Below are 14,245 nucleotides of genomic sequence, written 5' to 3'. Positions count from 1 at the left end.
AAACCCCCAAGGGGCCTCGGCCTTCTTTGAGATGGTGCAGCGCCTTGTAGCGCCGCGCCATCGGGGGAAGCCAGATTACTCGGCTTCGGCAACCACCTGGACGGTGATTTCGACAACGACGTCGGTGTGAGCGGCAACGCCGACCGGGAACTCGCCCACGGTCTTCAGCGGGCCGTTCGGCAGACGCACTTGCGACTTGGCGATGGGCGAACCCAGCTTGGTCAGCGCGTCGGCGATGTCGGCGTTGGTGACGGAACCGAACAGGCGGCCATCCACACCGGCCTTCTGGGCGATGCGGACGGTCTTGCCGGCGATGGCTTCGCCCAGCTTCTGGGCTTCGGCCAGCTTGGCGGCCGCAGCCTTCTCAAGTTCGGCGCGCTTGACTTCGAATTCCTTGATCGCCGATTCCGTGGCACGACGGGCGGCCTTGGTCGGGATCAGGAAGTTGCGGGCGTAGCCGTCCTTGACCTTGACGACGTCGCCAAGGTTGCCAAGGTTGGACACTTTTTCGAGCAGGATCACTTGCATGTCGTCAGCTCCTTAGACCTTGTGCTGGTCGCTGTACGGCAGGAAGGCCAGGAAGCGCGCGCGCTTGATGGCGACCGTCAGTTGACGCTGGAAGAACGCACGCGTGCCGGTCAGGCGAGCGGGCGTGATCTTGCCGTTCTCGGCGACGAAGTCGCGCAGCGTGTCGATGTCCTTGTAGTCGATCTTCTCGACACCGGCGACGGTGAAGCGGCAGAAACGCTTGCGGCGGAACAGCAGCGATTGCTGGTTGCGCTTGGGTCGCTTGTCCTTGGAGAAACGACCTTTACCACGGGGCGGGGGCATAGTGGACCTCTGTTAAATCTATCCGGATTCAAATACTTCCGGGTTCTGCAGCAGCGGGTTCGATCACGGTCACGTGGGCGATGAAGCCCCGGCCGTTGCGCTGGTGGGTCAGGAAGCCGCGGAACACCGCTTGGCCACCGACTCCCAGCGCCTGCAACTGCTTGGCCACTTCGCCCACCGCGACCGCCTTGATCTCCAGGGAGACCTTGCGCGGCTTGCCGGCTTCGATGACTTCGGACTCTGCCTTGAGGCTTGCGTCCAGGGCCATCAGCCCGGCGGGGGTGTAGCGAACTTGTCCGAGTTGCTGGATCTGCGCCTTCAGGTGAAGTTGATTCACGCCAAAGACACGCTGTATGAAAAACCTGGTTCGTTAGCGATGACCTGGGCTCAGGCCGCTTCTTGCTGCGGCGCCTTGCGGGCTTCTTCGCGCTCGACGGCCTTCATCATGACCGAGGGGGTCGTGATGGCCTTGTCCTGGACCACGGTGAGGTGGCGCAGCACGGCGTCGTTGAAGCGGAAGCCGGTCTCGAGCTCGACAAGGGTTTCCTTGCTGACTTCGATGTTCAGGCACAGGTAGTGGGCCTTGGCGAGCTTCTGGATCTGGTACGCCAGTTGACGGCGGCCCCAATCTTCCACCCGGTGCACCACACCACCACCGGTGGTGATCAGGCCCTTGTAGCGCTCCAGCATGGCCGGAACCTGTTCGCTTTGATCCGGATGGATCAGCAAGATGATTTCGTAGTGACGCATTCGTACTCCTTGTGGATTCCAGCCTGGCGCTGTCGACATTGACTGCCAGGCTGCGGAAGCCGCCCCACGGCGTCGACACGTGGCACGGCAAGGGGGAACCAAAGATTCTAGCCTGGAAGCCGCGAATGCCCAAATCGCCGTCTCGGGGCAAGACGCGTCAGCGCGCCGGCCTGCTGCGCAAGGCGCTGACGAAATCGCGGTCGCGCTGCGTGGGCGCGGCGGTCATCAGGCTCACGAGCACCAGCGCGACCACGCCGGCCGGGATGCCGAAGACGCCGGCCGACGCCGGCTGTATGCCCCACCAGAGCTGCACGGGCCCCGCCAGTCCCACCATCGCCCGGGCGCCGGAATGGGCGATGACGAGGTAGGCCAGGCACACGGCCAGCCCGACCAGCATGCCGGCCAGCGCACCCTGGCGGTTGGCGCGGCGCCAGAACACGCCCGCCACCAGCGCCGGGAAGAACGTGGACCCGGCGATGGAGAACGCGGCCGTGACTACGGCCAGGATGTCGGCCGGCCGGCTGGCCGCCATGGCCGCCGCTGCCAGCGCCGCGGCCAGCAGCAGCGCCTTGGACAGCGTGACCCGCCGCGTGCGCGACGCCTCGGGGTTGATGGCCTTGTAGTAAAGGTCGTGCGACAGCGCACTGGAGATGGCCAGCAGCAGGCCGTCCGCGGTGGACAGCGCCGCAGCCAGCCCGCCGGCCGCCACCATGCCGGAGACCACGTAGGGCAAGCCGCCCAGCTCCGGCATCACCAGCATGACGAGGTCGGGGTGCAGGCGCAACTCGCCGAGCTGCAGGCGGCCGTCGCCGTTCAGGTCCACCGCCGACAGCAGCGTCGGGTCCACACGCTGCCACTGTCGTATCCACGCCGGGAGCTGGTCGAAGCTCGTGCCCACGAGGCTGTTGAACACCTCCGTCTTGACCATCACGGCCAGCGCAGGCGCCGTCAGGTAAAGCAGGCAGATGAACACCAGCGACCAGGCGACCGACTCGCGCGCCGTGGCGACGGAGCTGGTCGTGTAGTAGCGCGTCAGCAGGTGCGGCAGGCCGGCAGTGCCCACCATCAGGCACAGCACCAGCGCGATGAAGTTGCGCCGCGACTGGCTGGCCTGGTCACGCTCCAGCGGGCTGCCGTCGGGGTTGCCGGCGAAGGGTTGCGTGTGGGGTGCCAGCCCCGACAGCGGCTGCGCGAGCCGGGCTTCGCCGACCTGTTCGCGCCGCCAGCGCTCCTCGGCCTCGGCGGGCGTGCTGGGCAGCGCGGCACGCTGCTTCTCGGCCGCCTGGATCTGCGAGAGCGGCGCATCCTTGGCCTTCAGCGCGGCCACGCTCGCGGCCGCCCGGCCCTGCTCGTCGGCCAGCGCCCTGGGCACGTCGGTCAGCTTGGCTGCGGCCGCATCGGCGCGCTGCTGGTGGATGGCGCGCACCTGCAGCTCGCCGGGGTCGCTGATCAACTCGCGCTCGCGCTCGGCCAGCTGGTGCAGTTGCTGGCCGTAGACGAGCTGCGGCAGCGGCCAGCCCGTCTGCTTGACGCTGAGCCAGATGACCGGCACCAGGTAAGCCACGATCATGATGAGGTACTGCGCCACCTGGGTCCACGTGACCGCGCGCATGCCGCCCAGGAACGAGCACACCAGCACACCGCCCAGGCCCACGAACACGCCCACCTCGAACCCCAGGCCCGTGAGCCGCGTCGTGATGAGGCCCACGCCGTAGATCTGCGCCACGAGGTAGACGAACGACACCAGGATGGCCGCGCTCGCGCCCACCAGCCGCAGCGCCCGGCTGTCGAAGCGCTCGGCGAGGAAGTCGCCGAGGGTGAACTGCCCGAACTGGCGCAGGTAGGGCGCGATGCACAACGCCACCAGCACGAAGCCGCCCGTCCAGCCCAGCACATAGGCCAGGCCCGCGTAGCCGCTCGCGTACAGCGTGCCGGCCAGACCGATGAAGGTGGCGGCACTCATCCAGTCCGCGCCGGCGGCCATGCCGTTGTACAGCGGTGGCACGCGCCGCCCGGCGACGAAGTACTCCGCCGGATCGGTCGTGCGGCACAGGATGCCGATGACGGCATAGATCGCCACCGTGGCGATCAGGAAGCTGTAACCGATCCACGCCTTGGGCATGCCGCGCTGCTCCGCCAGCCCCAGGCCCAGGACGAGGCCCACGAAGCTCAGCGTGAACAGCGCGTAGCGGCGGTGGAGGTGGCGGTGCGGCGAGCGGGACACGGTCGCGATGATGCGCAATAAAAAGCCCGGGTTCCCTCAAGAAGAACCCGGGCCATCGAGACAACGCCCGTTTACTTGGCGGCCAGGCGCTGCCAGGTGTCGATGACCGAATCCGGGTTCAGCGAGATCGACACGATGCCCTCCTCCGCCAGCCACTCGGCGAAGTCCGGGTGGTCGCTGGGGCCCTGGCCGCAGATGCCGATGTACTTGCCGGTGGCGCGGCAGGCTCGGATGGCGCGCGAGATCATGGCCTTGACGGCCGGGTCGCGCTCGTCGAAGTCGCCGGCCAGTTGCTCCAGGCCCGAGTCGCGGTCCAGGCCCAGCGTGAGCTGCGTCAGGTCGTTGGAGCCGATGGACATGCCGTCGAAATGCTCCAGGAACTGCTCGGCGAGGATGGCGTTGCTGGGCACCTCGCACATCATGATGATGCGCAGGCCGTCCACGCCGCGCTTGAGGCCGCGCTCGGCCAGCATGTCGACCACGCGCGAGGCCTGCTTCACGGTGCGCACGAACGGCACCATGATCTCGATGTTGGTCAGGCCCATGTCCTTGCGGACGCGCTTGAGCGCCTCGCACTCCATCGCGAAGGCGTCCTGAAACTCGCCGCTGATGTAGCGGCTGGCGCCGCGGAAGCCCAGCATCGGGTTCTCTTCGTCCGGCTCGTAGCGCGTGCCGCCGATGAGCTTGCGGTACTCGTTGCTCTTGAAGTCCGAGAGGCGAACGATGACCGGGCGCGGGAAGAACGCCGCCGCGATGGTGGCGATGCCCTCGGCCAGCTTGTCGACGTAGAACGCGCGCGGCGACGCGTGGCCCCGAGCGACCGACTCGACGGCCTTCTTCAGGTCGGCGTCGATGTTGGGATAGTCCAGGATGGCCTTGGGGTGGACGCCGATGTTGTTGTTGATGATGAACTCGAGCCGCGCCAGGCCCACGCCACCCGACGGCATCTGCGCGAAGTTGAACGCCAGCTGCGGGTTGCCGACGTTCATCATGATCTTGATGGGGCAGTACGGCAGTTCGCCCCGGTGCACCTCGCTGACCTCGGTCTCCAGCAGGCCGTCGTAGATGTAGCCGGTGTCCCCCTCGGAGCAAGCCACCGTGACGAGCTGGCCGTCCTTCAGCGTCTCGGTCGCGTCGCCGCAGCCGACCACCGCCGGGATGCCCAGCTCACGGGCAATGATGGCCGCGTGGCAGGTGCGGCCACCACGGTTGGTGACGATGGCCGAGGCGCGCTTCATGACCGGCTCCCAGTTCGGGTCGGTCATGTCGGTGACCAGCACGTCACCCGGCTGCACGCGTTCCATCTCGGCCACGCTGTCCACCAGCCGCACGGGGCCGGTGCCGATCTTCTGGCCGATGGCGCGGCCCTCGGCCAGCACCGCGCTGTGGGCCTTGAGCTTGTAGGCCAGCTCGACCTGGCCGGCCGACTGGCTCTTCACCGTCTCCGGGCGGGCCTGCAGGATGTAGATCTTGCCGTCCACGCCGTCACGGCCCCACTCGATGTCCATCGCGCGGCCGTAGTGCTGCTCGATGATGAGGGCGTACTTCGCCAGTTCGGTGACCTCGGCATCGTTCAGCGAGTAGCGGTTGCGGTGCTCGGGCACCGTGTCCACCGTCTTCACCAGCTTGCCGGACGCGGCCTTCTCTTCGGGTGACGCGAACTCCATGCGCAGCAGCTTGGAGCCCAGGTTGCGGCGGATGATGGCCAGCTTGCCGGCCTTCAGCGCGGGCTTGTGCACGTAGAACTCGTCCGGGTTCACGGCGCCCTGCACCACCGTCTCGCCCAGGCCGTAGCTGGAGGTGATGAAGACGACCTCCTGGAAGCCGCTCTCGGTGTCGATGGTGAACATGACGCCGGCCGAGCCGAGGTCGCTGCGCACCATGCGCTGCACGCCGGCGGACAGCGCCACGTCGTTGTGGGCGAAGCCCTTGTGTACGCGGTAGCTGATGGCGCGGTCGTTGTAGAGCGACGCGAACACCTCGCGCATCTTGTGCAGCACGTCCTCGATGCCGACGACGTTCAGGAAGGTTTCCTGCTGGCCGGCGAAGGACGCGTCGGGCAGGTCTTCGGCCGTGGCGGACGAGCGCACGGCGAAGCTGACACCCGGGTTGTCGGCGGTGAGCTGCGCGAACGACGCGCGCACGGCGGCCTCCAGATCGGCCGGGAAGGGTTGAGCCTCGATCCAGCCGCGGATCTCGGCGCCGGCCTGGGCCAGCGCACGGACGTCGTCGGTGTTGAGCGTGGCCAGCCGCGCCGCGATGCGCGCGTCCAGACCCTCGTGCTTGAGGAACTGCCGGAAGGCATGCGCCGTGGTGGCGAACCCTCCGGGGACGCGCACGCCACTGGCGGCGAGCTGCGAGATCATTTCGCCGAGGCTGGCGTTCTTACCGCCGACTGCCTCGACGTCGGTCATCCTCAGGTTCTCAAACGGTACGACCAGGGCGGTCGCCTCGAACAGGGTGGACATGGGGAAACTCCGGGAGGTTGAAAAACCGGGGCCGTCGCGTCGTCCGGGCCGTCCATGACCGTTGCTGCCGAGCCCATGGGCTCAAGGCAGGCGGCGCTCCACCCATTTCTGGATTCTTCTCGGAGGATGGGGCGGCGCATGGGGCGTGATCGCGAGGAATTGCGCCGGATTCTAGGCGCTGCGTACCTCGGCGTAACTCCGGGCGCTGTGCACAATGACCGGGTGAACGCCACTAATGCGTCCCAGGACGTCAACCCCCATTACCTGGACCATGTCCTGCACGTGTCCGAGTCGCGGCCCGTGCAGGCCAGCGAGGACATCATCGGCCAGAACGGCATCAAGCTGTTGGCCAAAGGCGCGCAGATCAGCGACAAGGTGCGCGACCGGTTGCTCATGCACAAGCTGCGCAAGCCGCTGGAGGACTGCATCCAGGTCGTCGACGGCGTCATGCCCGAGGCCTTCGGGCCCATCGGCGAAGCGCTGTTCGACCAGCACCCGCTGCTGAAGGCCGTCTGCTCGCACGACCTCTATCCCAGCGCGCCCAAGACGCTGGCCACGCTCAGGCTCAGCGGGCCGGTGCAGTCGCTGCTGACCGTCTACGCCGAGCACCAGGGCGATCGTCTCAAGCACACGGCCGGCGTCGCGATGCTGGCGCTGGCGCTTTCGCGGCGCCTGCTGCCGGGCGAGCCCGAGCGCCACCGCATGCTGGCGCTGGCCGGCCTGCTGCACGATGTCGGCGAGCTCTACATCGACCCCCAGTACATGCGCCCGGGCACGCCGCTGGGGCCGGCGCAGTGGCGCCACGTCGCGTCGCACCCGGTCATCGGCGAGCGCGTGCTGCGCAACATGCCGGGCGCCGGCAAGGACGTGGCCAATGCCGTGCTGCTGCACCACGAGCGGCTGGACGGCTTCGGCTACCCGCGCGGCGTGCGCGGCGCGGACTTTCCGGCGAATGGCCAGATCCTGGCCGCCGCCGAGTGGCTGATGGCGCTAATCGAGAACGGCATGACGCCGATGACGCGCGCCAGCGTGGCCACCAAGCTCATCCCCGGCGAGTTCAGCCGCGAGCTGACCGAAGCCATCGCCGCCGCGGCCGCCGGCGCCCTGCCCACCGCGGCGGCCCGTGCGTCGGTGCCCGCACCGGTGGAGGAAGCCATCCCCCGCGTCATCGGCATCGCCGCCACGCTGCAGCGCTTTCGCGAGGCACGGCCCTGGATCGAGGCCCACATCGCCACCGCCCGACCCGCGCTGCGCGCCGTGCTGGAGGCCGGCCTGCAGCGCCTGCTGCGCATCCAGACCGCCTTCTCCAGCACCGGCCTGGACGCGCACGACCCCGAGGCGCTTTCGGCCGTGCTGTCCGAGCAGCTCGACGCCGAGCTGCAGGTGGAGCTGCTGACGGTGGTGGGCGAGCTGGAGTGGCGGATCCGCGAACTCCAGCGCGAGTCGCTGCTGCGCGCCGGGCAGCTGCCGGCCGCGGAAAGCGACGTGATGCGCGAACTCATCGGCCGCCTCAAGGCCCAGCCGGAAGCCGTCGATTGAGGTGGCGGGCCGGGGCTGCTGGTCGGAGCCGCTGGCTATCATGGCCGAGCATCGACTACCGCGAGCCGCCATGACCGCCAGAACCGTTTTCTTCGTCTCTGACGGCACCGGCATCACCGCCGAGACCTTCGGCAACTCCATCCTCGCGCAGTTCGCCATCAAGCCCCGCCACGTGCGCCGGCCGTTCATCGACTCGCCCGACAAGGCCCACGCCGTCGTCGCCGAGATCAACGAATGGGGCGAGCGCGAGGGCGAGCGGCCCATCGTCTTCGCCACGCTCGTGGACCGCGAGGTGCTGAAGATCGTCCGCGAGCACTGCCTGGGCCGCGTGATGGACATGTTCGGCACCTTCATCGAGCCGCTCGAAGAGGAGTTCGGCATCAAGAGCAACCACCGCGTGGGGCGGTTCTCGGACGTGGCGCAGAGCCAGGAGTACCACGACCGCATCGAGGCCATCAACTTCTCGTTGGCGCACGACGACGGCCAGAGCAGCAAGAACCTCGACGTGGCCGACGTCATCCTGGTGGGCGTGTCGCGCTCGGGCAAGACGCCCACGTCGCTGTACCTGGCCATGCAGCACGGCATCAAGGCGGCCAACTACCCGCTGATCCCCGAGGACTTCGAGCGCCGCAAGCTGCCGCCGTCGCTGATGCCGCACCGCCGCAAGTGCTTCGGCCTGACCATCGACCCCGAGCGCCTGGCGTCCATCCGCAACGAGCGCCGCCCCGGCAGCAAGTACGCCGACTCGCTGAACTGCCGCTACGAGGTCAACGAGGCCGAGGCCATGATGAAGCGCGAGGGCATCTCGTGGCTGTCCTCCACGCACAAGTCCATCGAGGAAATCGCGACGACCATCCTGCGCGACATCCGGCCGGACCGCCTGATGTACTGATCCGTCCGATGCCGGCCCACGCCCTGGCGCTCGTCCTCTGTGCCGCGCTCCTGCACGCCGTCTGGAACCTCGCCGCCAAGACGTGGGGCGGCGGGCCGCACTTCGTGCTCGCCTGCTCGGCCGGCGTCTCCGTGCTGTGGCTGCCTGCGGTGCTGTGGGTCGGCGTGGCCGAGCTGCCGCAATGGCCCGGCGCCGCATGGCTCTGCCTCGTGGCCAGCGCGGCCATGCACCTGGCCTACTTCAACTGCCTGCTGGCCGGCTACCGCGCCAGCGACCTGACCGTCGTCTACCCCATCGCACGCGGCAGCGGCCCGCTGCTGTCGGCCGTGGCCGCCGTGCTGCTGCTGGGCGAGCACCTGGGCACCGCCGGCACGCTGGGGCTGGCGGGCGTCGTCGGCGGCATCCTGCTCATCACGATGGGGCCACGCCTCATCGGCCGCGGGGTGCCGCAGGACGCCACCGCGGCCACACGCCGGCGCCACGGCCTGTACTGGGGCGCGGCCACCGGCACGCTGATCGCCGGCTACACCGTCGTCGACGGCTACGCCGTCAAGGTGCTGGCCGTGTCGCCGCTGCTGCTGGACTACTTCGGCAACGTGCTGCGCGTGCCGCTGCAGTTGCCCGTGCTGCTGCGCGACCCCCAGGGCTTCATGCCGGAGCTGCGCCGCACCTGGAAAGGCGTGCTGGCCGTCGCGGCGCTGAGCCCGCTGGCCTACATCCTCGTGCTGCTGGCCGTGCGCGAGGCGCCGCTGTCGCGCGTGGCGCCGGCGCGCGAGGTGTCCATGCTGTTCGCGGCGTTGCTGGGCGGGCAGTTGCTGGGGGAAGGGGAGCGCGGCTGGCGGCTTGCCGGTGCGGCGCTGATCGGCGCAGGTGTGGCCGCGCTCGCACTGTGATCCTGCCGTGGCGCTCAGTTCCCCCACGGCCGCACCCCACCTCACGTCATCGCTGATGCCGCCCAGGAAGCAGATGTTCCGGCCGTGCCGTCGGCAAAGCCTGTAGCCCACGCCGCCATCGGCGTCGCCCACCTTCTCGAAGAAGGTCGTCCGACGTGCGGCCATCGTCTGCGCAGGTATCAGGGAATCCGATAGAACGGGTTGGGCATCAGAAAGGCCTTCTCCGCGTAGCCGCCCGACAGGTCGCTGGGCTGGTCGCCCACCGTGGCGAGGATCTGGTAGCCCTGCATGACGATGCGGGCCCGCTCCCCGGCCTTGAAGCTGGCGGCCGAATAGACGCTGTGCGAGCTGTCCGGGCGCAGCACCAGCCCGGCCCAGCCGTCGTAGCCGGCCGAGCGCAGGTTGGCTTCGGTGGCGGCACGCTCGGCTTCCTTGCGGCCGGTGATGAAGAACACCGCCACGCCGGCGGCGCGGGCGGCCCGGTAGAGCTTGAGCGTCGCCGCGATGGCGGGGGCGCGGCCTTGTGCGTCCCAGGCCAGCGCACCACAGGCAGTGCCGGGCACCGGCGTGCAGTCGCCGTTGATGATGTAGCCGAAGTCGTTCTGGGCCATCTGCGCCCCGTTGTCCAGCGAGGTCTCGTCGATGTCCAGCACCAGCGCCGGCTTGGGCACCTGCCTGGCGCGGGCCGTCACGTAGGCGGTGGCGGCCTCGGCAGGCTGGGCCTGGTCACGCTCGTAGCCGCTCGGTCCGCCCCCGGCCGGGCGGTGCTGGTAGGCCTGGAACTGCGCCTTCAGCTCGCCCAGGTTGGCCGCCGGCTTCAGCCCCTTCTCGGCGCTGGGCCAGGGGGTGGTCTCGACGGGCGCACTGCATGACGGCGCGGCGAAGGTCTCGTTCAGCAGCCGTGCCAGGCGCAGGCCGCCCAGCGCCAGCTGCTGGTCCAGCACCGGCAGCACGGCGGCGTAGTAGGCGTCGGTGATGGTGCCGTCGGCGGGGATCAGCGTGTCGTTCCAGACCAGCTCGCCCACGGCATGGGACTGGATGGCCCAGTCGGCGGGCTGGTCGCCGCCGCTCTTGAGGTCGAAATCCTGCGTGGCCAGCAGCGTCTTCTCCAGTCGGTCGACGTAGGCGCCCCAGTCCCAGACGGTGCGGCGGATCAGGCCCGAGTCCCACAGCGAATGCAGGTTGCCGCTCTCCAGCGCGCAGGCGCCCTTGCAGGTCTGGCCGTGCAGGCTGCCATGCACCTTGAAACCGTTGCCGCCCTCCAGATCGCCGGTGGCATGCAGCGGCTGGTGCAGGTCGCCCACGAAGTGCACGACGAAGCGCAGCGCCTCCTGGCGCACCAGCTCGGTCGGCGCGCAGCGCAGGTCCTGCTGGGCGCGGCGCAGCGCGTTGACGATGCAGTCGCCCTTGTCGGAGGGCGCGCAGTGGACCTTTTCGTCGTACTCGTGATGGCCGCGCGGGATGTCGACGAAATGCCAGTTGAAGGTGTCCTTGCGCTCGCCTCGGATGTTGTCGGGCCAGCTCGCCACCGAGGCCAGGCTGGCGCCGGGCTGCAACTTGGCCACAGCGGCGGCAGCGGCCGGGGTCAGGCGGCGCTGCGCGATCTCGGCCACGATGGCATGGCCTTCCTGGCCCCAGGCGTGGCACCAGACGGGCGCAAGGGCCAGCAGTGCGGCCGCAGCGAGGCGGCGGGTCAGTGGATGGCGGCGTGGACTCATGGCGGCAGGGCGGTGTGAAAACCGCGCAGTGTCCACCCATGCCGCGGGATCAGCCACAGGTCACTCAGCCGCACAGCACGCCGCGGTAGACCTCGACATAGCGCCGCGCCGCGTCATCCCAGCCGAAGTGCTGCTGCATCGCGGTGCGGCGCACGCCGGCCCAGTCTTCGGGGCGGCTCCACAGCACGAACGCCCGCCGCAGCGCGCGCCGGTAGGTCTCCACCGTGAAGGCGTCGAAGACGAAGCCCGTCGCCAGGCCGGCGGCCAGGTCCTCCACCGTGCAGTCCACCACCGTGTCCGCCAGCCCGCCCACGCGGTGCACCAGCGGCAACGTGCCATAGCTCAGGCCGTAGAGCTGCGTCAGGCCGCAGGGTTCGAAGCGGCTGGGCACCAGCACCACGTCGCTGCCGGCGTAGATGCGATGGGCCAGGCCCTCGTCCATGCCGGTGCGGCGTGCCACCTGGCCGGGATGCCGGGCGGCGGCTTCGGCAAAGGCCTGGTCCAGCCGGGCGTCGCCACTGCCGAGCACGACGAGCTGGCCGCCGGCGTCGAGCAGGTCGGGCAGCGCCTGCAGCACCAGCGGCAGGCCCTTCTGCTCGGTCAGCCGGCTCACCACCCCGAAGAGCAGCGCGTCGGGCTTCACGGCCAGCCCGCAGTCGCGCTGCAGCGCGGCCTTGCAATCGGCCTTGCCTTCGGGGCGGTCCAGGCTGTAGGCCTGCGCAATGCTGCGGTCGTGGGCGGGCGACCAGACGGCGTAGTCCACGCCGTTGAGGATGCCGTGCAGGTCGCCAGCGCGGTGGCGCAGCAGGCCGTCCAGGCCGCAGCCCTGCTCGGGCGTCTGGATCTCCCGCGCGTAACTCGGGCTGACGGTGGTGATGGCGTCGGCGAAGTGCAGGCCGGCCTTCATGAAGCTCACCTGGCCGTAGAACTCCAGGCCGTCCATGGCGTACTGATCCGGTGGCAGGCCCAGTTCGCAGAAGAGCGGCGCGGGGAACAGCCCCTGGTAGGCCAGGTTGTGCACGGTGTAGACGCTGCGGGCACGGGAGCGCAGCCGCGCGCGGCTGGCGGCCAGGTGGGCGCAGGCGAGTGCCGCATGCCAGTCGTGGGCGTGCACGAGCTGCGGCAGCCAGGACGCGTCGATGCCCTCGGCCAGCCGCGCGGCGGCCAGGCCCAGCAGCGCGAAGCGGCGGTGGTTGTCGGCATAGGGCACGCCGGCCTCGTCGGCATAGGGGTTGCCGGGACGCTCGAACAGGCCCGGCGCGTCCAGCAGGTAGACGGTGGCGTCGCCGAGCCCGGCCAGCTGCCCGCGCAGCAGCGCCGCCCGGCCCTCGCCCCAGGGCAGCGCCAGCGGCGCGACCGCGCATTCCTTCACCAGCGATTCGCGCAACGCCGGGAAGCCGGGCAGCAGCAGCCGCACATCCGCGCCCGCCTGGTCGAGCGCGCCGGGCAGCGCACCGGCCACGTCGGCCAGGCCGCCGGTCTTGAGCAGCGGGTACAGCTCCGCGCTGACTTGCAGGACACGCATCTCAGCGGTCCTTCGCGCGATGTGCCATTGGCGGGCCGAGCGCCGGGCCGCGCCGCAGCCGGGCCAAGGCTCGTTGGACGAGGGGCTTCACAGTCTGGCCAGCATCTGCTTGGTGATGAGCACGACGCCGTTGTCGGTGCGTTCGAAGCGGGCCGCGTCCAGCTTCGGGTCCTCGCCGACGACCAGGCCGTCGGGGATGTCGCAGGCGCGGTCGGCGATCACCTTGGTCAGCCGGCAGTTGCGGCCTATCGCCACGCCGGGCAGCAGCACGCTCTGGTGGATGTTGCAGAACGAACGGATGCGCACGTTGTTGAACAGCACCGACTGCACGACGTGCGATCCCGACACGATGCAGCCGGCGCTGACGATGGTGTTCACCGTCATGCCGTGCATGCCGTTGTGGTCGGGGATGAACTTGGCCGGCGGCAGCTGGCGCTGGTAGGTCCAGATCGGCCAGTCGGTGTCGTAGATGTCCAGCTCGGGGCTGATGGAGGCGAGGTCCAGGTTGGCGGCCCAGAAGGCGTCCAGCGTGCCCACGTCGCGCCAGTACGGCGGCGCGCCATTGGGGTTGAGGATGCAGCTCATGGCGAACGGGTGGGCCGCGGCCTGGCCCTCGGCCACGACCTTGGGGATCACGTCCTTGCCGAAATCGTGGCTGGAGCCGGGGTCGGCCAGGTCCTCGGCGAGCAGGCGGTACAGGTAGGCCGCATCGAAGACGTAGATGCCCATGCTGGCCAGACACACCCCCTCGCGGCCGGGCATGGCGGGCGGGTCGGCGGGCTTCTCCTGGAAGGATGTGATGCGGCGCTCGCCGTCCACCGCCATCACGCCGAACGCGCTGGCCTCGGCCTTGCCCACCTCGATGCAGCCCACCGTGCAGCCCACGCCGCTGGCGACATGGTCCACCAGCATGCTGGAGTAGTCCATCTTGTAGACGTGGTCGCCGGCCAGCACGACGATGTAGTCGGCGCCGGTGCTCTGGATGATGTCCAGGTTCTGGAACACCGCGTCGGCCGTGCCGCGGTACCAGCTCTCTTCGTCCACGCGCTGCTGCGCGGGCATCAGGTCCACCGTCTCGTTCAGCTCGGCGCGCAGGAAACTCCAGCCGCGCTGGATATGACGCAGCAGCGAATGGCTCTTGTACTGCGTGACGACGCCGATGCGCCGGATGCCCGAGTTGACGCAGTTGCTGAGCGCGAAGTCGATGATGCGGAACTTGCCGCCGAAGTAGACCGCCGGCTTGGCCCGCGTGTCGGTCAGCTGCTTGAGCCGCGAGCCGCGGCCGCCGGCCAGCACGAGGGCGATGGCGCGGCGCGCGAGCTGATGGGGCGAGGCAACGGCGGGGGGCATGGCGGTCTCCACTGCAAACGGGTGCAGTTTGCGGCAGCAAGTTTGCCCCCTTGGT

At 69.4% G+C, this 14,245-nt stretch carries 12 protein-coding genes; 3 read left to right on the top strand and 9 right to left on the bottom strand.

Annotation, left to right across the window (positions count from 1 at the left end; translation table 11 throughout):
• Positions 1 to 75: 75 nt before the first annotated feature.
• The 6 genes from rplI to ppsA form a co-directional block, all read right to left on the bottom strand.
• The gene (gene rplI / locus ACO07H_RS09230; RefSeq protein WP_422013339.1) at positions 76 to 528 is read right to left on the bottom strand and encodes a 50S ribosomal protein L9; all 453 of its coding nucleotides are present in this window, start codon (positions 526 to 528) and stop codon (positions 76 to 78) included.
• 12 nt (positions 529 to 540) lie between these two features.
• Positions 541 to 831: a 30S ribosomal protein S18 gene (gene rpsR / locus ACO07H_RS09225; RefSeq protein ID WP_422013337.1), complete on the bottom strand. Its 291-nt coding sequence runs from the start codon at positions 829 to 831 to the stop codon at positions 541 to 543.
• Positions 832 to 859: 28 nt separating this feature from the next.
• The gene (priB, locus tag ACO07H_RS09220; protein ID WP_422013335.1) at positions 860 to 1,168 is read right to left on the bottom strand and encodes a primosomal replication protein N; all 309 of its coding nucleotides are present in this window, start codon (positions 1,166 to 1,168) and stop codon (positions 860 to 862) included.
• 50 nt (positions 1,169 to 1,218) lie between these two features.
• A complete protein-coding gene (rpsF, locus tag ACO07H_RS09215) occupies positions 1,219 to 1,581 on the bottom strand; it encodes a 30S ribosomal protein S6 (protein ID WP_422013333.1) in 363 nt (120 codons plus the stop codon).
• 157 nt (positions 1,582 to 1,738) lie between these two features.
• The gene (locus ACO07H_RS09210; protein ID WP_422013331.1) at positions 1,739 to 3,805 is read right to left on the bottom strand and encodes a sodium:solute symporter family protein; all 2,067 of its coding nucleotides are present in this window, start codon (positions 3,803 to 3,805) and stop codon (positions 1,739 to 1,741) included.
• Positions 3,806 to 3,876: 71 nt separating this feature from the next.
• Positions 3,877 to 6,273, bottom strand: a complete 2,397-nt coding sequence (ppsA, locus tag ACO07H_RS09205; protein WP_422013329.1) for a phosphoenolpyruvate synthase — start codon at positions 6,271 to 6,273, stop codon at positions 3,877 to 3,879.
• A 222-nt stretch (positions 6,274 to 6,495) separates the two neighbouring features.
• Between ppsA and ACO07H_RS09200 the strand changes: the two genes are divergently transcribed.
• From ACO07H_RS09200 to ACO07H_RS09190, 3 genes are all read left to right on the top strand, one after another.
• Positions 6,496 to 7,812: an HD-GYP domain-containing protein gene (locus ACO07H_RS09200; protein ID WP_422013327.1), complete on the top strand. Its 1,317-nt coding sequence runs from the start codon at positions 6,496 to 6,498 to the stop codon at positions 7,810 to 7,812.
• 70 nt (positions 7,813 to 7,882) lie between these two features.
• Entirely contained in the window at positions 7,883 to 8,704 is an 822-nt protein-coding gene (gene ppsR, locus ACO07H_RS09195) for a posphoenolpyruvate synthetase regulatory kinase/phosphorylase PpsR (RefSeq protein ID WP_422013325.1), read from the top strand.
• An 8-nt stretch (positions 8,705 to 8,712) separates the two neighbouring features.
• Complete coding sequence (locus ACO07H_RS09190; protein WP_422013323.1) at positions 8,713 to 9,597, top strand: EamA family transporter; 885 nt, start codon at positions 8,713 to 8,715, stop codon at positions 9,595 to 9,597.
• A 179-nt stretch (positions 9,598 to 9,776) separates the two neighbouring features.
• Here the strand turns inward: ACO07H_RS09190 and ACO07H_RS09185 are convergent, their stop codons facing one another.
• From ACO07H_RS09185 to glgC, 3 genes are all read right to left on the bottom strand, one after another.
• Positions 9,777 to 11,315: a S1/P1 nuclease gene (locus ACO07H_RS09185; protein ID WP_422013321.1), complete on the bottom strand. Its 1,539-nt coding sequence runs from the start codon at positions 11,313 to 11,315 to the stop codon at positions 9,777 to 9,779.
• A gap of 64 nt (positions 11,316 to 11,379) precedes the next feature.
• Positions 11,380 to 12,840, bottom strand: a complete 1,461-nt coding sequence (gene glgA, locus ACO07H_RS09180) for a glycogen synthase GlgA (RefSeq protein ID WP_422013319.1) — start codon at positions 12,838 to 12,840, stop codon at positions 11,380 to 11,382.
• A gap of 87 nt (positions 12,841 to 12,927) precedes the next feature.
• Entirely contained in the window at positions 12,928 to 14,190 is a 1,263-nt protein-coding gene (gene glgC, locus ACO07H_RS09175) for a glucose-1-phosphate adenylyltransferase (RefSeq protein ID WP_422013317.1), read from the bottom strand.
• Positions 14,191 to 14,245: the final 55 nt, after the last annotated feature.

The sequence above is a fragment of the Roseateles sp. genome, assembly GCF_965229315.1.
Taxonomy (GTDB): domain Bacteria; phylum Pseudomonadota; class Gammaproteobacteria; order Burkholderiales; family Burkholderiaceae_C; genus Pelomonas.
This window is presented reverse-complemented; position numbering and strand designations above follow the sequence as displayed.

Excerpts from the sequence above, each read along its gene's own strand:
- ACO07H_RS09190 (WP_422013323.1), top strand. The coding sequence starts at position 8,713 with ATGCCGGCCCACGCCCTGGCGCTCGTCCTCTGTGCCGCGCTCCTGCAC.
- rplI (WP_422013339.1), bottom strand. The coding sequence starts at position 528 with ATGCAAGTGATCCTGCTCGAAAAAGTGTCCAACCTTGGCAACCTTGGC.
- rpsR (WP_422013337.1), bottom strand. The coding sequence starts at position 831 with ATGCCCCCGCCCCGTGGTAAAGGTCGTTTCTCCAAGGACAAGCGACCC.
- glgA (WP_422013319.1), bottom strand. The coding sequence starts at position 12,840 with ATGCGTGTCCTGCAAGTCAGCGCGGAGCTGTACCCGCTGCTCAAGACC.
- rpsF (WP_422013333.1), bottom strand. The coding sequence starts at position 1,581 with ATGCGTCACTACGAAATCATCTTGCTGATCCATCCGGATCAAAGCGAA.
- glgC (WP_422013317.1), bottom strand. The coding sequence starts at position 14,190 with ATGCCCCCCGCCGTTGCCTCGCCCCATCAGCTCGCGCGCCGCGCCATC.
- ACO07H_RS09185 (WP_422013321.1), bottom strand. The coding sequence starts at position 11,315 with ATGAGTCCACGCCGCCATCCACTGACCCGCCGCCTCGCTGCGGCCGCA.
- ppsR (WP_422013325.1), top strand. The coding sequence starts at position 7,883 with ATGACCGCCAGAACCGTTTTCTTCGTCTCTGACGGCACCGGCATCACC.
- ppsA (WP_422013329.1), bottom strand. The coding sequence starts at position 6,273 with ATGTCCACCCTGTTCGAGGCGACCGCCCTGGTCGTACCGTTTGAGAAC.